Raw genomic sequence first — 22974 nt, 5'->3', positions numbered from 1 at the left:
CCCGACCACCCCACGGCGTGGGATCGCCGCGGCCCGCGCCCACCGGACGCGACCGCCGACCATCGGTCACGGTCGAGCGGCACACCCGCCGCCGCCCCTGCCCGACCCGCTGCCACCCGCGTGGCAGTTCCCCGGCCGCCCACCACGCGGCCCCACCCAGCCGCCACGAGCGGCGTCCACGAAAGGAATCGACCGTGACCGCAATGCACACCGACGCAGGGGTTTTCGGCCGCTCGCACGAACTGAGCGCCCGACGACACGAGCAGGTGGTGTTCTGCGAGGACGACCGCAGCGGACTCAAGGCGATCATCGCGATCCACTCGACCGCGCTGGGCCCGGCGCTCGGCGGCACCCGGATGTACCCGTACGCCTCCGAGGCGGCCGCGCTGGACGATGTGCTGCGGCTGTCGTGGGGCATGACCTACAAGGCCGCGGCCGCCGGGGTGGATCTGGGCGGCGGCAAGGCCGTCATCATCGGCGATCCGGCGCTGGACAAGAGCGAGGAGCTGTTCGCCGCCTACGCGCGCGTCGTGGAATCCCTTGGCGGGCGGTACATCACGGCCGGTGACGTCGGCACCAACACCGACGACCTGGACGCGATCGGCCGCTACACCAGCCATGTGACCGGCCGCAGCGTCGCGGCGGGCGGGTCCGGGGACAGCGCCCGGCTCACCGCCCTGGGCGTGTTCAACGCCATGCGCGCCGGAGCCGAATCCGTGTGGGGCGCACCGACGCTGGCGGGCCGCACGGTGGGCGTCGAGGGCGTCGGCAAGGTCGGCCGCGAACTGATCGAGCTGCTGCTGGCCGACGGCGCGGAGGTCTGCGCGACCGACGTGAACACAGGTGCGCTGGAACGACTTTCGAGCGACCATCCCTCGGTTCGGCTGTTGAGCACCGTGTCCACGGCTCCGGTCGACGTCTACGCCCCCTGCGCCCTCGGCGGCACGCTCACCGTGTCGAGCGCCGAGGCCATCGAGGCGAAACTCGTCTGCGGCGCGGCCAACAACCAGTTGGCCACGCCCGCGGTGGAATACGCCCTGAACGAGCGCGGCATCACCTGGGTCCCGGATTTCGTGGCCAATGCCGGTGGGCTGGTTCAGGTGGCCGGTGAGCTGCGGCACGCGGCGCCGGCCGAGGTCGAAGACGCAGTGAGGGGCATCTTCGACCGGTGCCGCGACATCATCGCGGAATCCCAGGCCGAGGGCATCGGCACCGGTGCGGCGGCGAACAGGTTCGCGGAGCGGCGGCTCGACGCCATTCCGCGAGTTCGCTGATCGCGGCACCGAAACTCTTCGGAAAGGAGACGAACAGTGGCGTTCGCGAGCGGAGTGTTCCGCACCAAATCGGTCGAGCAATCGATCCGGGATACCGATGAGCCGGATTCCAAACTGCGCAAGGATCTGACCGCGCGGGATCTGACCATCTTCGGAGTCGCCGTGGTCATCGGGGCGGGCATCTTCACGCTCACCGCCCGGACCGCGGGCCAGGTGGCGGGGCCGTCGGTCTCGCTGGCCTTCGTGTTCGCGGCCATCGCGTGCGGGCTGACGGCGTTGTGCTACGCCGAATTCGCCTCGACGGTGCCGGTGGCGGGCAGCGCGTACACGTTCGCGTACGCCACTTTCGGCGAGGTCATCGCCTGGATCATCGGCTGGGATCTGATCCTGGAGTTCGCGCTGGCGGTGTCGGTGGTCGCCAAGGGGTGGTCGCAGTATCTCGGCGAGGTGCTGCACGGGGTGGTGAGCCCGGTCGCGCACGTCGGGTCCATCACCTTCGACTGGGGCGCGGTGGTGATCATCGCCGTGGTCGGCACACTGCTGGCGACCGGCACCAAGCTGTCCTCGCGGGTCTCGGCGGTGGCGGTGGCCATCAAGCTGGCGGTGATCGCGCTGGTACTGGTGGTCGGCGCGACCTACTTCAAGGCATCCAACCTGACCCCCTACATTCCCCCGGCCCAGCCCTCGGAGCAGGCGGGCGGCGTGCACCAGTCGCTGTTCTCCTTCCTGACCGGTTCCGGCGGAACCAGTTTCGGCTGGTACGGCCTGCTGGCCGCGGCCTCGCTGGTGTTCTTCGCGTTCGTCGGCTTCGATGTGGTGGCCACCACCGCCGAGGAGACCCGCAACCCGCAGCGCGACGTCCCGCGCGGCATCTTCGCCTCGCTGGCCATCGTGACCGTGCTCTACGTGGCGGTCTCGCTGATCCTCACCGGCATGGTCCCCTACACCGAGCTCGCGAGCGGGAACGCCACGCTGGCAACCGCTTTCGCCATCCACGGTGCGACCTGGGTGAAGAACATCATCTCCATCGGCGCGCTGGCGGGCCTGTCCACCGTCGTCATGGTCATGTTCCTGGGCCAGACCCGGGTCCTGTTCGCCATGGCCCGCGACGGCCTGCTTCCCCGCGGCCTGGCCCACACCGGCAAGCACGGCACCCCCGTCCGGTTGACCGTCCTGGTCGGCGTGGTCTGCGCTCTCCTGGCTGGTTTCGTCGACTTCGGCACCCTCGAGGAAATGGTCAATATCGGCACCCTGGTCGCGTTCGTCCTGGTCTCCCTGGGCGTCCCGATCCTGCGCCGCACCCGCCCCGACCTGACGCGTGGCTTCCGCGTCCCCCTGGTCCCGCTCATCCCCATCCTGGCCGCCCTGGCCTGCCTGTGGCTGATGCTCAACCTGTCCATCGAGACCTGGATCCGGTTCGTCATCTGGATGGCCCTGGGCATCGTCATCTACTTCGCCTACAGCCGTTCCCATTCCGTCCTCGGCCGGCGGAAAGCCCCCGCCGTGGAAGCCATCCCGGACCGAGAACCCGACCCGGTCCCCTAGATCTGCGTCCCTTCGCTGAAGAACCTGCTGTTCACGAGGACGAACTGCTCCTGTCCCAGGGGCAGGTCGTCCTCGTAGTGAATGGCCTCGACCGGGCAGACCGGTTCGCAGGCAGCACAATCCGTGCATTCGTCGGGATTGATATAGGCCATCCGGTCGCCCACCACGATGCAGTCGACCGGGCATTCCTCGATGCAGGCCTTGTCCAGAACGTCCACGCAGTCCGCGCCGATCACGAAAGTCATGGTGCTGATCCTGCGGCCGTTTCCCGTGGTCAGGTAGCGCCCGAATGCCGATCACGTCATAAGCTGTCCTTATGATCCTGCCGCCCGGTACGCCCGACCTGGACGCGCTCGCGCTGCTGGTCTCGGTCGCGGAACTGGGCAGTCTCGGTGCGGCCGCGCGACGGCACGGCATCAGCCAGCCCGCCGCCAGTATGCGGATCAGCGCGCTGGAGCGGCGACTCGGGTTGCGGCTGCTGGATCGCGGGCGCACGGGATCGGTGCTCACCGATGCCGGGCAGGCGGTGGTCGAGCTGGGCCGCCCGGTGCTCGCGGCCGCGCTGGCGCTGACCGATGGCATCACCGCCCTGCACCGCGCCGAGCGGACGAGCCTGCGCCTCATGGCTTCGACAACCATCGCCGACCACCGGATTCCGCACTGGCTGACCGCGCTGCGCAAGATCCGCCCGGAGCTGGCGGTGGTCCTGGATGTGGCCAACTCGCGCCAGGTGACGGCGGCGGTCGGCGACCGCGCGGCCGAGCTCGGGTTCGTCGAAGGACCGCATCCGCCACCGGGATTGGGCAGCCGGGTACTCGCCGCGGACGAGCTGGTGGTGGTCGTCGCGCCGAGTCACCGGTGGGCCACCCGCCGCCGACCGCTGACGGCGCGCGAACTCGCCGACACCCCGCTGCTGTGGCGCGAACGGGGCTCGGGCACCCGGGACACGGTGTGGGAGACCCTCGAGATGCACGGCACCCCGGCCCCGCCCGCGGCCGAACTCGGTTCCGCCGCAGCGATTCTCGCCACCGCCCGCAGCGGGGCGGCCCCGGCGGTGGTCAGCCGGCTGATCGTGGCGCACGAACTGCGCGCGGGCACGCTGCGCGCCGTCCCCCTCGCCGAATCGACGCCATTGACGAGGAAGTTCCGGGCCATCTGGCATCGGCGCACGCCGCCCACCGGGCCGGCCGCCGACCTGGTCGATCTGGCCGCTCGCATCGAAGCGGCACGGACGCAGCGGCATTGAACACGTTGAGGCCCCGCCGCGGAATCACCTGTGGCGGGGCCTCGGTCGGGTCGGGCTACCTGGAGTCGGTGAGATCCGCGATCGCGGCGCTCGCGGCGTGGCTCTGGACCGAGGCGATGCCTTTCTTCGCCGCGTCCTTGCTCGCGTACGCCTGGCTCTGCGCGATAACCTCGCCGTTGCCGGCCTTGAGCCGCCACCGGAACTTGTCGGTCGCATCAGCGAACAGCTCGAACTTGCCTGACATGACTACCTCGTTCCACGCCTGGAAAGTGCATCGGACATGCATCAGGGTATGGGCAGGAATGCCGAACGGCCGGAATGGACATGCGGAGGGTTTGTCGTACACCGTCTAATGGGTCGGACGTGGGCTGATACGTTGACGGGGTGACCCGAATGCAGGATGCGACAGCGGTAGATCAGGCGGCCTCGGAGGACGAGGCCGGGACCAGGGCGTACTTCCTCGCGCTGGAGTCCCAGCGCGATGGTTTCGAGCGATACCGGGCCACCGCGTCCACGGTGAGCGTGTGGGCGGCAACCATGCAGCACGGCGCACCGCCCTCGGCACTGCTGGCCCGCGCGGTGGAACGGTGCGCGCCCCGGGAGGGCACGCGCATCGCGCGGCTGACCATGGAGATCCTCGGCCCGATTCCGGTGGGAGAGATCGAGGTTCGCGCCTGGATCGAGCGGCCGGGCAAGCGGGTCGAGCTGGTCGCGGCCGAACTGGTCGCGCCGCAGCCCGACGGCAGCGCCCGCGTGGTGGCCAAGGCCGCGGCGTGGCGGATCGCCACCACCGACACCTCGCCGGTCGTCCACACCGCCGATGCCCCGCTGCCGCCCGTGCCGGAAGAGGGCAAGGTCAGCTGGGGCCTGCCCGCCGGCTGGGACGTCGGCTACGTGAAGTCGGTGGACCTGCGCGGCGTGGAGAGCGACGACATTACCCGGCGGGTGTGGGTCAAGCCCCGCGTCGAGGTGGTCGAGGGCGAGGAGATCTCACCCCTGGTGCGCGTGTTCTCGGTCGCGGACGTCGCCAATGGCGTTGGCGCGCGGCTGGATCCGTTGCAGTACACCTTCCTCAACACCGACCTGACCATCGACCTGTTCCGGCTGCCGGTCGGCGAATGGATCGGCCTGGCCGTGGAGACCTCGATCGGACCCGACGGGGTCGGCCTGTGCTCGACCGTGCTGCACGACCAGCAGGGCCCTATCGGGCGCTGCCTGCAGATCCTCGAGGTGCGCGCCCGGGCCTGACCACCCGGCGATAAGGAAACCTATATCGTCGACGGGATGGACCCGCTGCGTCAGCTGCGCTACTTCATCGCCGTCGCCGAGGAGTTGCACTTCGGCCGCGCGGCCGAGCGGCTGCGGATCGCCCAGCCCGCGCTGAGCCAGCGCATCCGCAAGCTGGAGAGCGAGCTCGGCGCGCGGCTGCTCGACCGCGACAGCCGCCGCGTGGAGCTCACCGAGGCCGGGCAGATCCTGCTGGTCGAGGCGCGGGACCTGATCGCCCGCTGGGAACGCGCGAAAACGCTGGTCGACAAGGCCCACCGCGGCGAGGTCGACGCGCTGCGGGTCGGCGTGCCGCCCGAGCTGGCGGGCCGGGTGCTCGCCGCCATGCTGACCGCGTTCGAGAACCGCCAGGTGCTGGTGGACCTGCAGGAGCTGACCACCGCCGAACAGGTCCGCCTGCTGGGCGAGCGGGAACTGGACGCGGGCCTGCTGCAATATCCGGCGGAGACGCCCGGCCTCGAATCCGGTCCGGGCGTGGAGACCCCGCTCGGCGTGGTGCTGCCCCGGGATTCCCCACTGGCCCAACGGACTTCACTCACCCTGGCCGACCTGAGCGGACACGGCCTGGTGATCTTCCCGCGCGCCGCCGCCCCCGGCCTCTACGACGCCACCCTGCGCACCTGCTGGGAACACGGCTTCCACCCCACCTCGGTGCAGCACGCGGTCAATCCGGAGTTCGTGCTCGGCATGGTGCTGTCGGGCCGCGGCGTCGCCTTCGACACCGGCCTGGTGGCGCAGAAGGAGCCGCGGGTGGTGTGGCGGCCGCTGCCGGAGGGCACGCTGAGCTGGCGGCTCGCCCTGACCTGGCCCGCCGCCGCCCCGCATCCGCTGGTGCGGGAATTCGCCGAGCTCATCGTGTCGGTGGTGCGGGGCGACGGCGTGGCGCCCCCGGCCCCGCTTCAGGACGCGCCGCAGCGCCGCCCGTGGGATGTGGTCGCGGGCAGGCAGTGATCGATGCGCTCGATGGCCGTCAGCGCGGCCGTCCCGATCGCCCGGTCCACCACCGGCTGCCGTCCCGCCAGATTGTGTGACACCGTGAAAACCGCTACGGCGTAACGGCTTCCATTCGGATACTCGACGACCCCGATCTCGTTGCGGATGCCCGGCAGCGTCCCGGTCTTGGACCAGATGCCGGTCTCGGGCGGGAACGCCGACGGCAACCGGTGCCCGTACACCTGCTGCCGCATGAGATCTCGCACGAACCGGCACGCCTCGGCCGGGCCCGCCAGGTCACGGCCGATGAGCGCGAGCATGCGCGTCATGTCCCGGGCGGTCCCGGCCGTGGTGCGCAGCGGATCCACCGCCCGGCTGCCGAACACCTCCTCGGGAGAGGATTCGGGATAGCGCCGGGCGAATTCGAGCAGGTCACGCGCGCCGATGTCCTCGGCCATCAGGTACAGGATGTCGCGGATCGACCCCATCACCCGGGTGTCGGCGAGTCCGAGTTCGCGGACCAGGGAGCGGACGTTGTCGACCCCGACGCGGTCGAACAGCAGGTCCGCGGCGGTGTTGTCGGAGACCGTGAGCGCGAAGTAGGCGGCATCGCGCAGGCTGTACTCGACGTCGTCGTGGCAGCCCGCCGACCCCACCCCGCCCAGCCGGTCGGCGGCCGTGGCGCGCACCCGATCGGCGGGATCGAGCTGCCCGGCCGCGACCTGCCGCGCGAACTCCAGCACCAGCGGCACCTTCACGACCGAGGACAGCACCACCGGTTCGTCGGCGGCCCAGCCGAATTCGCCGTCGCAGTCGAGACAGCGGGCGTGCACGCGGCCTTCGACACCGGCCGTCCCGAAGATCGCTTCCACTCCCCCAGCATTCCCGGCGATCGGATCGGGCCGTCAACCGCCCGCGACTTCGCGATCCCGTGGGCTTTGCGCTGCGACGATAAGGAAACGCTTATCGGTTCTCCCCCGTGTTGGTCTTGGACACCGGGTGGTGATTCGTGTTGGGGTGGCTGTCATGGCAGCTTTCAGCAGGAGGGCAAGCACCGGTATCTGTGTCGCGGCCGTACTGGTGGCGGCGACCGCGTGCTCGGGATCCGATCCCACGTCCGGATTGTCCAAGACGGTCGACGCCTTCGCCGACGCGCTGACCCGCGACGACGTCCCGGCCGCCGCGACCGCCACCAGCGATCCGGCCACCGCCTCGACCGCCCTGGGAACGCTGTACGACAACCTCGGCAAACAGGTGCGTTTCGAGGCGAGCAAGGTCGAGAAGACCGACGACGGCGGCACCTTCACCCTCTCCGCCACCTGGAAGCTGGGCAAGGACGGCACGAACGAGTGGACCTACACCACCGCGGGCCGCGCCGAACGCTCCGGCGGTGACTGGAAGATCCGCTGGGACCCGGCCACCATCGCGCCCGGCCTGAACATCGGCCCGCTGTCCTACGCCGTCGCCTACCCCGACCCGGCCAAGATCCTGGACAGCGCCGGCGGACCGCTGCTCACCCAGCAGGTGGTGACACTGGTGAACGTCGCGCCCGGCGCGGACCCCGCGGCCGTCGCGGCGGCGCTGCAACCCGTCGCGCCCGATATCACGGCCGCGAGCCTGCAGGCGGACCTGGCCGCGGCGCAGGGGAAGCCGGTCACCGCGGTCACCCTCCGCGAATCCGATTACGCCACCGTCCAATCCGCGCTCACCACGCTGGCGAACGTGACGACCGCGCAGCAGACGCGACTATTGGCCGTCGACAAGGCGCTGGCCTCACCGACCTTCTCGGGTCTGTCGGATCTGTGGCAGCAGCGGGCCGACGCCGCCGCCGGATGGGCGGTCCGCGCCCAGGGCAGCGACGGCACGCAGCGGGTCGGCGGCCCGGATCCCCAGCCGGTCACCGATATTCGCACCACCCTCGACGTCGGCCTGCAACGAGCCGCCGAGGCGGCGCTGGCCCCGATCACCACCCCGGCGGCCATCGTGGCGCTGCGGCCCTCCACCGGTGACGTGCTGGCCATGGCGCAGAACGCGCCCGCCGACGCGCAGGGCCCGATCGGGTTGACCGGGCTGTATCCGCCGGGCTCCACCTTCAAGACCGTCACCGTGTCGGCCGCCCTCCAGGCCGGTCAGGTCACCCCGGACACCACCGTCGCCTGCCCCGGCAAGGAGAATATCGAGGGCCGGGAGATCCCCAACGACAACAACTTCGACCTCGGCCAGGTGCCGCTGCACACCGCGTTCGCGCGGTCCTGCAACACCACCATGGGACGGCTGGCCGTGCAGCTGCCGCCGGACGGGCTGACCAATGCCGCCGCCCAGCTCGGACTCGGCATCGACTACGTGACACCGGGATTGACCACCGTGACCGGCAAGGTGCCCACCGCCGACACGCCCGCCCTGCGGGTGGAGGAGGGCATCGGGCAGGGCAAGGTGACCGCGTCACCGTTCGGCATGGCACTGCTGGCCGCGTCCCTCGCCCAGGGGTCGGCCAAGCCGCCGACAATCGTGCAGGGGCAGCCCGGCAAGCCCGACCGGCAGCCGCCGGCCCTGCCGCCCGGCATCGCCGATCAGGTGAAATCCATGATGCGCGAGACCATCACCGGCGGCACCGCCACCGCCCTGCGCGACATCCCCGGCCTGCTCGGCAAGACCGGCACCGCCGAATACATCGACGACAAGCACGCGCACGGCTGGTTCGTCGGCATCGACGGCGATCTGGCCTTCGCCGTCTTCATCAGCGACGCGGGCAGTTCCGACCCGGCCGTGCAGGCCGCGGGCCGCATGCTGCGCGCCCCGCGCTGACCAGCAGCAACACCCCACACCGCTCGAAACCGATGGAAAGGCTTGTTTTGCCGACCCTGAAATACCGCGCCCTGGCATCACTACTCGTGCTCACGCCGCTGTTCGCGGCGTGCGGCACCGACTCGAAAGGCGAGGCCACCCAGGACGAACCGGCCACGCCGAGCCCTGCCGCCCTGCGGACCCTCGAAGAGCAGCACGGCGCGCGGGCAGGCGTCTTCGCGATCGACACCGGCACCGGCAAGACCGTCGGCTACCGGCAGGACGAACGCTTCACCTTCAACTCCACGTTCAAGGGCCTGGCCTGCGGCGTGCTGCTCAAACTGCATCCCCTCGACAGCGGATTCTTCGACCAGGTCATCCATTTCGGCGCGGACAAGGTGGTGTCGGGCTCCCCGGTCACCAGCACCCGGGTGAACTCGGGGATGACGGTGAGCGAACTCTGCGACGCCGCCATCACCCGCAGCGACAACACCGCGGGCAATCAACTGCTCGAATTGCTCGGCGGCCCACAGGGATTGACCCGGTACCTGCGCGTGCTCGGCGACGACACGACGCGCAGCGACCGCTGGGAACCCGACCTCAACACCGATATCCCGGGCGACGAGCGCGACACCACGACCCCGGCCGCCCTGGCCGGCGACTATCGAAAGCTGGTCGTCGGCAATACCCTCGCCGATCCGGAACGCAAGCAGCTGACCGCGTGGCTGCTCGCCAACACCACCGGCGACGCCCGCATCCGCGCCGGGCTGCCCGCGGACTGGAAGACCGGCGACAAGACCGGGTCCGGCGACTACGGCACCGCCAACGACGCCGCCGTCACCTGGCCCGCCGACGGGTCCGCGCCGCTGGTGATCGTGGTGCTCACCGCCAAACCGGACAAGGACGCGGCCTACGACAATCCGCTGGTGGCCGCGCTCACCAAGGAGGCCGTGCGCGCAGTGCGCTGAAATAACCTGTCACGCAGTCATTTCGGTCCGCTCATCGCCTCGGTGACGTCGATCTCGCCCGCCATCACGCCCAGCAGGATGCGCCGGAAGCTCGGGCATTCGGCGTGACTCGGGGCCGGACAGGCGGCGGCATGCCGGAGGCCGTCCCGCACCGCGGTCATTTGCGTGATGGTGCGGTCCAATTCGTCGGCCTTGCCGGTGAGCAGGGCCCGATCCACCCGGAGTTCGCCCTGCGGGCCGAAGACCAGCACGATGTCGTCGAGGGAGAATCCGGCGGTGCGGCCAAGCGAGATGAGGGCCAGCTGTTCGAGCACCGAACTGTCGAACTGGCGGCGCAGGCCGCGCCGGCCGGTGGACGCGATCAGGCCGCGTTCCTCGTAGTAGCGCAGGGTCGAGGCGGGTACGCCGGTGCGGCGCACCACCTCGGCGATATCCAGGCTGGTCATCGGGGTTACCTCGAACTTGACCTCAAGTCGGCTTGAATTGAGACAGTGTAGTTCTCCGTCCGTTCCCCGATGAAGGACAGCGATCATGACGACACCGCTCGACAAGGATCAATCCGACCGCTGGGCCACCTCCGGCACTGCCTGGGTCGACTTCCAGGACCTGATCGGCCGGGTGCTGCGGCCGCTCGAGGACCTGCTGGTCGAGACCGCCCGCACCGACGGCGCCCGGCGGGTGCTGGATGTCGGCTGCGGCACCGGCGGCACCACCCTGGCCGTGGCCCGCGCGACGGGCGCGCGCTGCACGGGCGTCGACATCGCCGAGCCGATGCTCGAGGCGGCCCGCGCCAATGCCGAACGGGCGGGCCTCCCGGTGGATTTCGTGTGCGCCGACGCCCAGACCCACACCTTCGACCCCGCGGTCTACGACCTCGTCATGTCCCGCTTCGGGGTGATGTTCTTCGCCGACCCGGTGGCCGCGTTCGCCAATCTGCGCCACGCCACCCGGTCCGGCGGACGGCTGGCCTGTGTCGTGTGGCGAGCCGCCGCCGACAACCCGTTCTTCACCACCGCGGAAGACGCGGCCGCCCCGCTGCTCCCCGATCTCGGGCCCCGAATCCCGGACGCCCCAGGGCAATTCGGGTTCGCCGACCGCGACCGGGTGGCCGGGATCCTGGCCGACGCCGGCTGGACCGATATCGACATCGCTCCAGTCGACGCCGACTGTGCGCTGCCCGAATCCGAGCTCACCGGCTACGTCTCCCGATTGGGACCGGTCGGCTTGGCGCTGCTCGAGGCCGACGAGGCGACCCGCGCGAAGGTCGTCGAGGTCGTCCGCGCCGCCTTCGAACCCTTCGTTCACGACGGCGCGGCCCACTTCACCGCCGCCTGCTGGCTGCTGCGCGCCACCGCCCCGGAGCACGGCTGACATGCGCATCCTCGATCTCTCGGTGCCGATCCGATCCGGAATGCCCGTCTACCCGGGCGATCCCGAGGTGAGCGTGCGGCCCGCGCTGACCGTGGCCGCCGACGGCGTCAATGTGCTGCACCTGGACATGGGTTCGCAGACGGGCACGCACGTGGACGCGCCCCGGCACATCGACGACGCCCTGCCCGCCCTCGACGAGCTGCCGCTGGAGCGGTTCACCGGACCGGCCGTGGTGGTGGACGCGCGGGCCGCGGGCGCGGGCGGGTCGATCGGGCGTGAGTACTTCGAGGGGCGGGTGGCGGCCGGCGTGATCGTGCTGGTGGCGACCGGATGGTCGGAGCACTGGGGCACGCACGAGTACCTGAACCATCCGCATCTGACGGTGGCGGCCGCCGAGTATCTGGTCGCGGCCGGGGTGCGGACGGTCGGCGTCGACGCGCTCAGCGTGGACCCGACCCCGGCCGAGGAGATTCCGGTGCATCGGATCCTGTGCGGGGCGCACGCGGTGATCGCGGAGAATCTGACCGGCCTGGCGGCGGTGCTGGCGGCACAGGAGGCCGGTCAGCGGGTGGAAGTGTCGTTGTTCCCCTTGCAGCTGCCCGGGGCGGACGGGGCTCCGGTGCGGGCGGTGGCGCGCGTCGGAATGTGAGAGAAACGTCAGTGTGTCGCATTTTGCGGCGCAGGTCACGCGATCTTCGTAGACTGCTCAGGACCATCTGGGGAGTCGGGGCCCCGACCACGCTCGATCCGAAGGATTTTCGCACGTGAACCGTTACGCCGTAACCACTTTGCTAGCCGTTGCGGCACTGCTGCCCGCCGCGCCCGCCGCCATGGCGGAGATCGCCCTCATCGACACCACGACGACGACTCCGTCGACCACGTCGCCGACCACGACGACGCCGGGCACCACCACTCCGGACACCACGCCGGGCTGCACCGTCACCGCGGGCCCCGCGACGGCCACGACCACCACCCCCTGCCCCACCAGCAAGGACCCCGCGCCGAAGAGCCCGATCGAGGCCTTGGTGACCGGATCCTCCGGCTTCAAGCTGGGCGGGGCGGTCGGCTCGTCGAACACCAACTCCGCCGAACCGGGCACCTGCACCGTCATGGGCACCGCGTCGGCGCTGTCCGGCCTCGCCGCCCTCGGCTGCGGCCCCAACGGTCCGGGCACCATCGGCTGATTCTCAGCCACCCGTCGAGCATGGTCGAAGGGGCATCAGCGCACTGCTGATGCCCCTTCTGCCGTGTCTTCGACGCCGTAGGTCAGCCGCGGTCGGCGTTGCCCGCCTTCCACTGCTCCCACGGGATGTTCCAGTCGCCCAGCCCGTCCACACCGGACAGGGTGCCGCCGACGGTGTTCCTCACGATCGTGATGTCACCGCGTTTGACGTTGTCGTAGACCCATTTGGCGTCGGCCGGGCTGAGGTTGAGGCAGCCGTGGCTGGTGTTCGAATAGCCCTGCGCACCCACCGACCACGGGGCCGAGTGGAAGAAGATGCCCGAGTACGAGATCCGGGTCGCCCAGTCCACGGGCGTCTTGTAGCCGTTGGGCGAATTCACCGCGACGCCGTAGGTGGAGGAGTCCATGATGATGCGGTCGAACTTGTCACCCACGATGTAGACGCCGTTGTCGGTGGGGGTGGAGTCCTTGCCCATGGAGGTGGGCATGGTCTTGATCACCTGGCCGTTGCGTTCCACGGTGACGATCTTGGTGTTGTCATCCGAGGTGAAGACGGTGGCGTCGCCGATGGTGAAGCTGGAGTGGATATCGCTGTCACCGACCAGGCCGCCGCCCAGATCGTGGCCGTAGGCGTTGACCGCGATGTCGACCTTGGTGCCCGGGGTCCAGAAGTTCTGCGGCCGCCAGCGCACCTCGCGATTGTTGACCCAGTAGAACGCGCCCTCGACCGCCGGGGTCGTGGTGATCTTGATCGCGTTCTGGGCGGCCTTGCGGTCCGGAATGTTCTCGTCGAACTGCACCGCCACCGGCTGACCGATGCCGACCACGTCGTTCTCGGCGGGCAGCAGATACGGGTGGGTGCGGTTGTTCGGGGAGATCGTGGTGAAACTCATCACCGAGGTGGTCGCCCCGCCCAGGCCGATGGCCTCGACCGCCAGCTTGTAGGTGCGCCCGAATCCCAGCTGCTCGGCCAACTTCCACGAGCGGCCGTCGGCGGCGAGCTCACCCGGCACCGGCCTGCCGTCCGGATTGCTCAGCACGACAGCGGTGAACTTGCCGTCCTCCACCTTCAGGTTCAGCTCGCCGGGCGCCACGCCCTTGTCGCCGTCCTTCACCGGGGAGATCAGCTTCGGCTTCATCAGTTCGCTGATCGGGTTGGAATCGATTGCCACCGAGGACTTCTGGCCGCCGGCGCCGGAGGAACACCCGACCAGAGCCAACGCCACCACGGACAGCAGAACCCCGGCCCCCAACAGCTTCCCGGTCCGCCGTCCGCCTCGCCACTCACCCATCGCAACCCCACTTCACGTCTCGGCGCGCGGCCGGCCACCCTCCAAAGGCTTCCTCCACAACATCCGAGATCGCGCCCGTCGTGTTAACAACCCTCAACAACTCGAAAAACCACCAGCTCAGAGGGGCGATTTCACTTTCCGCAACCATCCCTGTTAATGTTCTATCCGCACCGCAGAGAGCCCGGAGCGCAAGACCGAGGCCCCCGGCGGAGTAACACGCGCCATTAGCTCAATTGGCAGAGCAGCTGACTCTTAATCAGCGGGTTCGGGGTTCGAGTCCCTGATGGCGCACCATACGAAGCCCCTGACCAGGCAATCCGGTCAGGGGCTTCGTTCGTTTTCGGCTACTTCCCGTGCTCGGCAACGGCTTTGACGATGTCCTCCGGGGTGGGGAAACCCTGGCGGGTCTTGGTGGCCACGGTCTGGCCGTCCACCGTGACGCGGTACACACCACCCGAGCCCGGGACCAGTTCCGGTGCGATACCGAGCTCGGTGTCGAGGGCGTCGGCGGCGGCGCGGGCGCGCTTCAGGTAGCCGCAGGGCTTGCAGTAGGTGATGACGACGGCGGGCATGGTCGGGCTCCTCACGGTGCGAGTGTCGGATCGGGTTGGGGTTCAGTCGTTCTCGTCGCCGGGGAGGGTCCAGGCGCGGGTGGTCGCGCCCAGCCGGGTCCAGGTGTTGATGATCGCGATGTGCCAGACCAGTTCGGCGAGTTCCGATTCGGAGAATCGGGCCGCGGCCTCCTGCCAGACGGCGTCGCCGACCTCGCTGTCGGCGATTCGGGTCATGGCCTCGGCGAGGTCGAAGGCGGCACGCTCGCGCGGGGTGAAGAAGGGGGCCTCGCGCCACACCGCGACCAGATTCACCCGGCGCGCGGTGTCCCCGGCGGCCACCGCGTCGCGGGAGTGCATGTCGACGCAGTAGACGCAGCCGTTGATCTGGGCGACGCGCAGCTTCACCAGTTCGCGCAGCGGCTTCTCCAGCGACGACCGTTGCGCGGCACGCTCGAGGCCGTTCATGGCCTTGGCGATCTCGGGGGTCAGGTCGTCGATGGCGAGGCGGGTGGTCGGCTGGACGTATGCGCTGGTTTTCGTTGTCATGCTTCCACGGTAAGCCGATAATGGATCAATGTTAGGAGCCAATCCAACAGCGAATTCCTGGTCCAATTCTGGTCTGGATCTGCATCTGCTCGTCGAGCCGGGGTCGGGGCGGCGGGTCGGCGTGGAGCAGGCATTGCGCGAAGCGATCCGGGACGGCCGTCTCGCCGCCGGGGAGCGCCTGCCGCCGAGCCGAACCCTGGCCGTCGAACTCGGGCTCTCGCGCGGGACGGTCAGCGCGGCGTACGACCAGCTGATCGCGGAGGGGCTGTTGATCGCGCGGCAAGGCTCGGGCACGCGCGTCGCCGAGGCTGTCGCCACCCCGGGCCCGGTCACTCCGCCCATCGTCGGCAGCCCGAAACCCGCTGCGCCACGCCATAATCTGCGCGCGGGCAGTCCCGACATCAGCCGCTTTCCCACCACCGCCTGGCTGGGCGCGGCCCGCAAGGCCCTCGGCGCGGCACCGGCGGACGCGTTCGGATACGGCGATCCGTGCGGGCGGATCGAACTGCGATCCGCGCTGGCCGACTATCTGGGCCGCACCCGCGGCGTGCGGGCCACACCGGACCGGATCATCGTCACCACCGGCGTCCAGCAGGCGTTGGCGCTGATCGGCACGGTGCTGACCGCATCCGGCACCACCGCCATCGCCATGGAGGACCCCTACATACCGTCGTTCCGCGACACGGTGCGAGCCGCCGGGCCCGTCGTGCGGCCGCTGCCGGTCGACGGCGACGGCGCGCGGGTGAACCTGCTCGGCACGGGCGAATTCGACGGCGTCACAGCCGCGGTCGTCACGCCGAGTCACCAGTTCCCGATCGGTTCGACGCTGAGCCCGGCGCGACGGCACTACCTCGCCGACTGGGCCCGGGCCGGACGGCTGGTCATCGAGGACGACTACGACGGCGAATTCCGCTACGACCGGCAACCGGTCGGCGCGATCCAAGGCATCGCGCCGGACCACGTGGTCTACCTCGGCACGGCGTCCAAGACGCTCGGCCCGGGACTGCGCCTGGCCTGGATGGTGCTCCCGCCGCACCTGGTCGGCCCGGTCGCCGAGGCCAAGCGCCTGGCCGACCACCACTCCGAGACGCTCGGGCAGCTGACGCTGGCCGAGCTGATCACCTCACACGCCTACGACCGGCACATCCGCGCCTCGCGGCTGCGCTATCGCCGCCGCCGCGATCTGCTCGCCGATCGTCTGAAACCCCGGGCGGGGCGACCGCTGACGGGTTTCGCCCTGTCCGGGATCGCCGCGGGACTGCACGCGCTGATCCGGCTCGAGCCCGCCGGCCTGACCGAGGCCGAGGTCCTGTCCCGCGCACGCGAGTACGGCCTGGCGCTCGAGGGCCTGTCCGGAATGTGGCTCTCCCACGAGGCGCGGCCCGATCGGCCGCAGGGCCTCGTCGTGGGATTCGCGGCGCCGTCCGAGAGCGCCTACCCGGCCGCGCTCGACGCCCTGGTGCGCGCGCTGTCGTGGAGTTCGAACCCGCGATGACCGCGGGGCCGTATGGCCTCACGACGCCGGTTCGGGAGCACGACTCCGGTTCAGGCGACGTCCCGGTCACGGCGGGCCAGGGTGTCGGCGGCATGCCGCGCGATGCTGGCGGCCTGGCGGGCCTGGGCTTCAGGGTGCGCGGTGTGCTGGTTCAGCGCCACGCGGATCCGTTCGAAGGATGCGGCGGCGCTGTCGACCGCGTGGCGTAGGGCGGCGAGTTGGGCGATCAGGTCCACCACCTCGTGGGTGGTGAGGGTCAGCGTCGGGTGTTCCTCGCCGGTCAGGATGGCCTCCGCCGCGGATTCCGCCCAGCGCGAGTGCAGTACGTCGAGGATGTCGGACACTCGGATCGCCTCCCACAGTCACGGCCTCAGATGACGCTTTGCCCACGATACGTACGAGTAACCCCCTACCGCGGTGGTATCGAGAGCAACAGACGTGCACACTACCGGTGACCGGCAGTCCAAACGCTGCCCGACCGGGCCTTCGCAACATAAAGGAGCTGACGGGTGTTCAGCCGTATTGCCATTGTGAACCGCGGTGAAGCCGCGGTACGCCTCATTCACGCTGTGCGGGATCTGGCGGCCGAGACCGGCCTGCAGATCCAGACGATCGCGCTGCACACCGATGTGGATCGCAACGCGACCTTCGTCCGTGAGGCCGATATCGCCTACGACCTCGGGCCCGCCGCGGCGCGCCCGTACCTGGATCTGAAGGCGCTCGAGCAGGCGCTCAAGGCGACCAACGCCGATTCGGCGTGGGTCGGTTGGGGTTTCGTGGCCGAGGATCCGGCCTTCGCCGAGCTGTGTGAGCAGATCGGGGTGACCTTCATCGGTCCCAGCCCCGACGCCATGCGCAAGCTCGGTGACAAGATCGGCGCGAAGCTGATCGCCGAGGAGGTCGGCGTGCCCGTCGCGCCGTGGAGCCGCGGCGGCGTCGAGACCGTCGAGGCCGCGCTGGCCGCGGCCGAGGACATCGGCTATCCGCTGATGTTGAAGGCCACCGCCGGCGGTGGTGGTCGCGGTATCCGCATGATCACCACCCCCGACGAGCTGGTCGACGCCTACGAGCGGACCCGGCAGGAGGCCGCGCGCGCCTTCGGCAGCGGCGTGGTGTTCCTGGAGCGTCTGGTCACCGGCGCCCGCCACGTCGAGGTGCAGGTGATCGCCGACGGTCAGGGCACCGCGTGGGCGCTGGGCGTGCGCGACTGCTCGGTGCAGCGGCGCAACCAGAAGGTCATCGAGGAGTCGGCCTCGCCGGTGCTGCGTCCCGAGCAGGCCGCCGAGCTGAAGGCCTCGGCCGAGCGGCTGGCGATCGCGGTGGGTTACCGCGGCGCGGCGACGGTCGAGTTCCTGTACCACCCGGGCGACGAACTGTTCGCGTTCCTCGAGGTCAATACCCGTCTGCAGGTCGAGCACCCGATCACCGAGTACACCACCGGATTCGACCTGGTGCGCGCGCAGCTGCACGTGGCCTCCGGCGGCAAGCTCGAGGGTCAGCCGCCCGCCGAGCGCGGCCACGCCATCGAGGCCCGGCTCAATGCCGAGGATCCCGACCGCGACTTCGCGCCCGCCCCGGGCCGGATCGCCCGCCTGGATCTGCCCGCCGGACCCGGCATTCGCGTGGATACCGGTGTCAGCGAGGGCGATACGATCCCCGCCGACTTCGACTCCATGATCGCCAAGATCATCGCCTACGGCCGCGACCGCGACGAGGCGCTGGGCCGCCTGCGCCGCGCCATGTCGCAGACCCGCGTGGTCATCGAGGGCGGTTCCACCAACAAGAGTTTCGTGCTCGACCTGCTCGAGCAGCCCGAGGTGATCGACGGCAGCGCCGACACCGGCTGGATCGACCGCGTCCGCGCGCAGGGCCGCCTGGTCTCGCACCGGCACTCGGCGATCGCGGTGGCCGTGGCCGCCATCGACGCCTACGAGGAGGAAGAGCGGGCCGAGCGGGAGCGCCTGCTGTCCACCGCGGCCGGTGGCCGACCGCAGGTGCAGCACGAGAGCGGCCGCCCGCACGACCTGAAGCTGCGCGGCGCCGCCTACCGGGTGCGGGTCGCGCGGATCGGCGCGCACCGCTTCCGGATCGGGATCGAAGCCGGCGGCGATATGCGTTCGGCCGATGTGGATCTGGAGCGTTTCGACCGGCACACCGGCCAGATCGTGGTGAACGGCAGCCGTTTCCGGGTCGTCACCGGCACCCACGGACCGGTCACCCTGGTCGACATCGAGGGCGTGACGCACCGGATCAGCCGCGACGAGGGCGGCGTGGTCCGCTCCCCCGCCCCCGCGCTGGTGGTCGCCACCCCGCTGGCCGTCGGCGACGAGGTCGAGGCGGGCGCGCCCGTGCTGGTGCTGGAGTCCATGAAGATGGAAACCGTGCTGCGCGCGCCGTTCCGGGCCCGGCTCAAGGAGAGCGCGGTCGCGGTCGGCTCCCAGGTGGAGACCGGCGCCCCGCTGCTGCGGCTGGAGCCGATCGCCGATGACGCCGAGACCGAGAACGCCGCTCCGGCCGCCACGGTCGAGCTGGATCTGCCGGGCGCGCCCGCGCCGGTCCTGCCGCACGAGGGCCTGGCCCGCAGCCTGCAGGATCTGCGCAGCCTGCTGCTCGGCTTCGACGTGGACCCGCACGACGAGCAGCGGGTGCTCGACGACTACCTGGCCGTGCGCCGGGCGGCCGTCGCCGACCTCCGCCGTCCGCTGGCCGAGGAAGTCGAGCTGGTGCAGGTCTTCGCGGATCTGGCCGAGCTGAGCCACAACCGGTCCTGGGAGGACAACGGCTCGCAGGGCCACGTGCACAGCGCCCGCGAGTTCTTCCACACCTATATGCAGAGCCTCGATGTGGAGCGGGCCGGGCTGCCCGAGTCGTATCGGGCGGATCTGAGCGCGGCGTTCGCGCACTACGGTGTCGCCGAGCTGGATCGCTCGTCCGACCTGGAGGCGGCGGTCTTCCGCATCTTCCTGGCCCAGCAGCGGCCGGCCGGAACGGTCACCGTCATCACCGCGCTGCTGCGCGAGTGGCTGAGCGAGCCGGTGCCGGACCGCGCGCTGCGCGAGCCCGCCGGTCTGGCGCTGGAACGCCTGGTGACCGCGACGCAGTTCCGGTTCCCGGGTCTGGCCGACCTCGCGCGTGGTGTGGCGTACGCCTGGTACGCCCACCCGCTGCTGCGCCGCAACCGCGCCCGGGTGTACACCACCGTGCGCAAGCACCTGAGTTTCCTGGACGCCCAGCCGGATACGGCCGAGCGCACCGACCGCATCGCGGACATGGTGCGGGCGACCGAGCCGCTGGTGCGCCTGCTGGGTCAGCGTCTGGTCCGCGGCAGCACCGACAACACCGCCATGCTGGAGGTGCTGACGCGCCGCTACTACGGCAACAAGGACCTCACCGATGTGCGGACCGAGGAGTCGAACGGGCAGCGTTTCGTCATCGCCGAGCGCCGGGGCGTGAACCTGGTGTCGGCGGCGGTGAGCTTCGACGCGCTCGCCACCGTGCTGCGCGGGCTGGCCGAGGTGGCGCGTGATTCCTCGTCCGTCGAGGCCGACATCTACCTCAGCTGGGAGAAGCAGCCGGAGGACTTCGAGGCGATGGCGGTGGCGCTGCAGGAAGCGCTTGCCGGACAGCCGCTTCCGAGTCAGGTGCACCGGATCACCTGCACGGTGGCGGGCAGCGGCGGCGCGGTCATGCACCACCACTTCACCTTCCGGCCCGCGACCACGGGGATGTCGGAGGAGCGGCTGATCCGCGGTCTGCACCCGTACATCGCCCAGCGCATGCAGATGCGCCGGCTGCGCAAGTTCGACCTCACCCGCCTGCCGTCCTCGGACGACGAAGAGGTGTACCTGTTCCGCGCGGTGGCCAAGGAGAATCCGGCCGACGACCGTCTGATCGCGTTCGCGCAGGTGCGCGACCTGGCCGCGCTGCGCGAGCACGACGGCCGCCTGCTGGTGCTGCCGACCGCGGAGAGCACCATCGCCACCTGCCTCGACTCCATCCGCCGCGCCCAGGCGCAGCGGCCGTCGAACAAGCGGTTCAACACCAACCGGATCGTCATGTACATCTGGCCGGTGGTCGATGTGACCCGCAGCGAGCTGGAGACGGTGATCGCCGGGCACGTGCTGCCGATGACGGCGGGCGCGGGCCTCGAGGAGATCCTGCTCATCGCCCGGCAGCGTGATCCGCAGACCGGTCAGCTGGAGAAGATCGCGGTGCGCGTCTCCTTCGACGCGACCGGCGGTGTCCAGGTGAGTGTCGGTGAGCGCACCGACGACGCGGTCGAGCCGCTCGACGAGTACCGGCAGAAGGTGCTGCGCGCGGGTAGCCGCAACACCGTCTACCCGTACGAATTGACCGGTCTGCTGGGCGATTTCAGCGAGTACGACCTCGACGCCTCGAACACCCTGGTGCCGGTGGACCGGCCCAAGGGCCGCAACAGCGCGGCGCTGGTGGCCGGTGTGGTCACCACCCCGACCCCGCAGCATCCGGCCGGTGTCATGCGTGTCGCCCTGCTGGGCGATCCGACGAAGTCGCTGGGCGCGTTGTCGGAGCCGGAGTGCCGCCGGGTGATCGCGGCCATCGATCTGGCCGAGTCGCTGCGGGTGCCGCTGGAGTGGTACGCGCTGTCCTCGGGCGCCCGCATCTCGATGAAGTCGGGCACCGAGAACATGGACTGGGTGGCGGCCGCGCTCAAGCGGATCGTCGAGTTCACTCAGGCCGGCGGCGAGATCAATATCGTGGTCAACGGCATCAATGTCGGTGCGCAGCCGTACTGGAACGCCGAGGCGACCATGCTCATGCACACCAAGGGCATCCTGGTGATGACGCCGGAGTCGGCGATGGTGCTGACCGGCAAGCAGGCGCTGGACTTCTCCGGCGCGGTCTCGGCCGAGGACAACTTCGGCATCGGCGGCTACGACCGCGTGATGGGCCCCAACGGCCAGGCCCAGTACTGGGCGCCGAATCTGCTTGCCGCGCGGGACATCCTGATGGCGCACTACGACTTCTCGTACGTGGTGCCCGGCGAGGACGGCCCGCGGCGCGGCAAGACCGCCGACCCGGTCGACCGCGATGTCTCCGACTTCCCGCACCTGCTGGAGGGCAGCGATTTCGCGACCGTCGGGGAGATCTTCTCCGCCGCCGCGAATCCGGATCGCAAGAAGCCGTTCGACATTCGCACCGTGATGCGGGCGCTGGCCGACCAGGACCACGAGGTGCTGGAGCGGTGGGCGGGCATGGCCGACGCCGAGACCTCGGTCGTCTTCGACGCGCGTCTGGGCGGAATCCCGGTGTGCCTGTTGGGTATCGAGTCCAAGAGCGTGGGGCGGCGCGGCTTCCCCGCGACCGACGGACCCGACACCTACACGGCGGGAACGCTTTTCCCGCAGTCGTCGAAGAAGGCGGCGCGGGCGATCAACGCGGCCAGCGGCAACCGTCCGCTGGTGGTGCTGGCCAACCTGTCCGGCTTCGACGGTTCGCCGGAGTCGATGCGCAAGGTGCAGCTGGAGTACGGCGCCGAGATCGGCCGTGCCATCGTCAATTTCGACGGCCCGATCGTGTTCTGCGTGATCTCCCGCTACCACGGTGGCGCCTTCGTGGTGTTCTCGAAGACCCTGAACCCGAGCATGACCGTGCTGGCGCTGGAGGGCTCGTTCGCCTCCGTGCTGGGCGGCGCCCCCGCCGCGGCGGTCGTGTTCTCGGGCGAGGTCAGCGCGCGCACCGAGGCCGACCCGCGGGTGCGCGACTTCGAGCTGCGCGCGGCGAACGCCTCCGGCACCGACCGCGCCACCCTGACCGCGGAGCGCGACGAACTGCGCTTCTCGGTGCGGGCGGAGAAGCTGGGTGAGGTGGCCGCGGAGTTCGACCGCGTGCACAACATCCAGCGCGCCGTCGAGGTGGGTTCGGTGGACGCCATCATCAGCACCGTCGAGATGCGCCCGCGCATCATCGCCGCCATCGAGGCCGGGCTCGCCCGCCACTGATCGATGAGACGCGAAACGCCCCGGCAGTCCGACGGCCGGGGCGTTTCTCGTTCGATCGGGAAGCTCAGAAGCCACGCAGGCGGTCCGGGGTGATGCGGACCGGGACGGAGTAGTCGGCGAAGAACTCTTCGCGGGTCATGCCGATCTCGACCAGGCCCTTGGCGTACTTCTCGACGTAGGCGTCGAGCTCGGCGGGGGTCGGCTCGGTGGTGTCGACGCGGGCGGGGCCGTTGAAGACCACGACCTGGCCGCCGCTGGCGGTGCTGTTGAGGTTCAGCGACACCCGCGGGTCGGCGGCGATATTGCGGAGCTTGGGCGTGCCGGGCTGGGTGAAGATCAGGAACTCACCGTTGGCCCACTGGAACCAGACCGGGTTGGGTTGCGGCGTACCGCTGGGGCTCACGGTGGTCAGCCAGACAATGCCATCCTCCGCCAGACGTTTGGTGACCAGGGCACCGAATTCGGTGTCGGTGTCGATGAGCGGCGAGGAAGCGGACATGCGGTCTCCTTGCGAG

20 protein-coding genes, 1 tRNA gene and 1 pseudogene are annotated in these 22974 nt (G+C 70.1%); 13 read left to right on the top strand and 9 right to left on the bottom strand.

The window, feature by feature from the left end:
• The first annotated feature begins 203 nt into the window (after positions 1–203).
• Positions 204–1274: a Glu/Leu/Phe/Val dehydrogenase dimerization domain-containing protein gene (locus ACFRAQ_RS18195; RefSeq protein ID WP_379102141.1), complete on the top strand. Its 1071-nt coding sequence runs from the start codon at positions 204–206 to the stop codon at positions 1272–1274.
• A 36-nt stretch (positions 1275–1310) separates the two neighbouring features.
• Positions 1311–2819: an amino acid permease gene (locus ACFRAQ_RS18190; RefSeq protein WP_379100944.1), complete on the top strand. Its 1509-nt coding sequence runs from the start codon at positions 1311–1313 to the stop codon at positions 2817–2819.
• An 11-nt stretch (positions 2820–2830) separates the two neighbouring features.
• Here ACFRAQ_RS18190 and ACFRAQ_RS18185 read toward each other — a convergent pair.
• Positions 2831–3064 (bottom strand): annotated as a pseudogene (locus ACFRAQ_RS18185) (indolepyruvate ferredoxin oxidoreductase subunit alpha); the annotation flags it as partial.
• Between the two features lie 71 nt (positions 3065–3135).
• Here ACFRAQ_RS18185 and ACFRAQ_RS18180 point away from each other — a divergent pair.
• Complete coding sequence (locus tag ACFRAQ_RS18180; RefSeq protein ID WP_379100941.1) at positions 3136–4065, top strand: LysR family transcriptional regulator; 930 nt, start codon at positions 3136–3138, stop codon at positions 4063–4065.
• Between the two features lie 55 nt (positions 4066–4120).
• On the opposite strand, the gene ACFRAQ_RS18175 is transcribed toward ACFRAQ_RS18180, so the two are convergent.
• Positions 4121–4309, bottom strand: coding sequence for a YegP family protein (locus ACFRAQ_RS18175; RefSeq protein WP_379100938.1), 189 nt, complete (start codon positions 4307–4309; stop codon positions 4121–4123).
• Between the two features lie 149 nt (positions 4310–4458).
• Between ACFRAQ_RS18175 and ACFRAQ_RS18170 the strand changes: the two genes are divergently transcribed.
• Entirely contained in the window at positions 4459–5313 is an 855-nt protein-coding gene (locus ACFRAQ_RS18170; RefSeq protein ID WP_379100936.1) for a thioesterase family protein, read from the top strand.
• Between the two features lie 36 nt (positions 5314–5349).
• Positions 5350–6303 (top strand): LysR substrate-binding domain-containing protein, encoded by a 954-nt coding sequence (locus tag ACFRAQ_RS18165; protein ID WP_379100934.1) that lies wholly within the window; start codon positions 5350–5352, stop codon positions 6301–6303.
• Here the strand turns inward: ACFRAQ_RS18165 and ACFRAQ_RS18160 are convergent.
• On the bottom strand, positions 6252–7157 hold the full coding sequence (locus ACFRAQ_RS18160) for a serine hydrolase (protein ID WP_379100932.1): 906 nt from the start codon (positions 7155–7157) through the stop codon (positions 6252–6254). The two genes, ACFRAQ_RS18165 and ACFRAQ_RS18160, sit on opposite strands and share 52 nt — an antisense overlap.
• A gap of 154 nt (positions 7158–7311) precedes the next feature.
• Between ACFRAQ_RS18160 and ACFRAQ_RS18155 the strand changes: the two genes are divergently transcribed.
• Together ACFRAQ_RS18155 and bla are read left to right on the top strand one after the other, a co-directional pair.
• Positions 7312–9090, top strand: coding sequence for a penicillin-binding transpeptidase domain-containing protein (locus ACFRAQ_RS18155; RefSeq protein WP_379100929.1), 1779 nt, complete (start codon positions 7312–7314; stop codon positions 9088–9090).
• Between the two features lie 47 nt (positions 9091–9137).
• Positions 9138–10037: a class A beta-lactamase gene (bla, locus tag ACFRAQ_RS18150; RefSeq protein WP_379100926.1), complete on the top strand. Its 900-nt coding sequence runs from the start codon at positions 9138–9140 to the stop codon at positions 10035–10037.
• A 17-nt stretch (positions 10038–10054) separates the two neighbouring features.
• Here the strand turns inward: bla and ACFRAQ_RS18145 are convergent, their stop codons facing one another.
• On the bottom strand, positions 10055–10483 hold the full coding sequence (locus ACFRAQ_RS18145) for a helix-turn-helix domain-containing protein (RefSeq protein WP_379100923.1): 429 nt from the start codon (positions 10481–10483) through the stop codon (positions 10055–10057).
• Positions 10484–10568: 85 nt separating this feature from the next.
• Here ACFRAQ_RS18145 and ACFRAQ_RS18140 point away from each other — a divergent pair, with 85 nt between their 5' ends.
• The 3 genes from ACFRAQ_RS18140 (at position 10569) to ACFRAQ_RS18130 (ending at position 12592) form a co-directional block, all read left to right on the top strand.
• Positions 10569–11408: a class I SAM-dependent methyltransferase gene (locus ACFRAQ_RS18140; protein ID WP_379100920.1), complete on the top strand. Its 840-nt coding sequence runs from the start codon at positions 10569–10571 to the stop codon at positions 11406–11408.
• Position 11409: 1 nt separating this feature from the next.
• Positions 11410–12057 carry a cyclase family protein gene (locus tag ACFRAQ_RS18135; RefSeq protein WP_379100917.1) on the top strand — a complete coding sequence of 216 codons (648 nt, stop codon included), beginning with the start codon at positions 11410–11412 and terminating at the stop codon, positions 12055–12057.
• A 115-nt stretch (positions 12058–12172) separates the two neighbouring features.
• Positions 12173–12592 (top strand): hypothetical protein, encoded by a 420-nt coding sequence (locus ACFRAQ_RS18130; protein ID WP_379100914.1) that lies wholly within the window; start codon positions 12173–12175, stop codon positions 12590–12592.
• An 82-nt stretch (positions 12593–12674) separates the two neighbouring features.
• On the opposite strand, the gene ACFRAQ_RS18125 is transcribed toward ACFRAQ_RS18130, so the two are convergent.
• On the bottom strand, positions 12675–13883 hold the full coding sequence (locus tag ACFRAQ_RS18125; protein ID WP_379100911.1) for an Ig-like domain-containing protein: 1209 nt from the start codon (positions 13881–13883) through the stop codon (positions 12675–12677).
• A 218-nt stretch (positions 13884–14101) separates the two neighbouring features.
• Between ACFRAQ_RS18125 and ACFRAQ_RS18120 the strand changes: the two genes are divergently transcribed.
• A tRNA-Lys gene (locus ACFRAQ_RS18120) sits at positions 14102–14177 on the top strand.
• 50 nt (positions 14178–14227) lie between these two features.
• Here the strand turns inward: ACFRAQ_RS18120 and ACFRAQ_RS18115 are convergent.
• Positions 14228–14470, bottom strand: coding sequence for a SelT/SelW/SelH family protein (locus ACFRAQ_RS18115; protein WP_379100908.1), 243 nt, complete (start codon positions 14468–14470; stop codon positions 14228–14230).
• Between the two features lie 27 nt (positions 14471–14497).
• On the bottom strand, positions 14498–14983 hold the full coding sequence (locus tag ACFRAQ_RS18110) for a carboxymuconolactone decarboxylase family protein (RefSeq protein WP_379100905.1): 486 nt from the start codon (positions 14981–14983) through the stop codon (positions 14498–14500).
• 28 nt (positions 14984–15011) lie between these two features.
• Between ACFRAQ_RS18110 and ACFRAQ_RS18105 the strand changes: the two genes are divergently transcribed.
• Positions 15012–16478, top strand: a complete 1467-nt coding sequence (locus tag ACFRAQ_RS18105) for a PLP-dependent aminotransferase family protein (RefSeq protein ID WP_379100902.1) — start codon at positions 15012–15014, stop codon at positions 16476–16478.
• Between the two features lie 50 nt (positions 16479–16528).
• On the opposite strand, the gene ACFRAQ_RS18100 is transcribed toward ACFRAQ_RS18105, so the two are convergent.
• Positions 16529–16822, bottom strand: a complete 294-nt coding sequence (locus tag ACFRAQ_RS18100) for a hypothetical protein (RefSeq protein ID WP_379100899.1) — start codon at positions 16820–16822, stop codon at positions 16529–16531.
• A 165-nt stretch (positions 16823–16987) separates the two neighbouring features.
• Here ACFRAQ_RS18100 and ACFRAQ_RS18095 point away from each other — a divergent pair, with 165 nt between their 5' ends.
• Complete coding sequence (locus ACFRAQ_RS18095; RefSeq protein ID WP_379100896.1) at positions 16988–22459, top strand: carboxyl transferase domain-containing protein; 5472 nt, start codon at positions 16988–16990, stop codon at positions 22457–22459.
• A 64-nt stretch (positions 22460–22523) separates the two neighbouring features.
• On the opposite strand, the gene ACFRAQ_RS18090 is transcribed toward ACFRAQ_RS18095, so the two are convergent.
• Positions 22524–22958 (bottom strand): TIGR03667 family PPOX class F420-dependent oxidoreductase, encoded by a 435-nt coding sequence (locus ACFRAQ_RS18090; protein WP_357284353.1) that lies wholly within the window; start codon positions 22956–22958, stop codon positions 22524–22526.
• Positions 22959–22974: the final 16 nt, after the last annotated feature.

This window comes from Nocardia sp. NPDC056611, from assembly GCF_042792755.1.
Classification (GTDB): domain Bacteria; phylum Actinomycetota; class Actinomycetes; order Mycobacteriales; family Mycobacteriaceae; genus Nocardia.
Note: the sequence above shows the minus strand (reverse complement) of the source record. Positions and strands in the feature narration are given on the sequence as shown.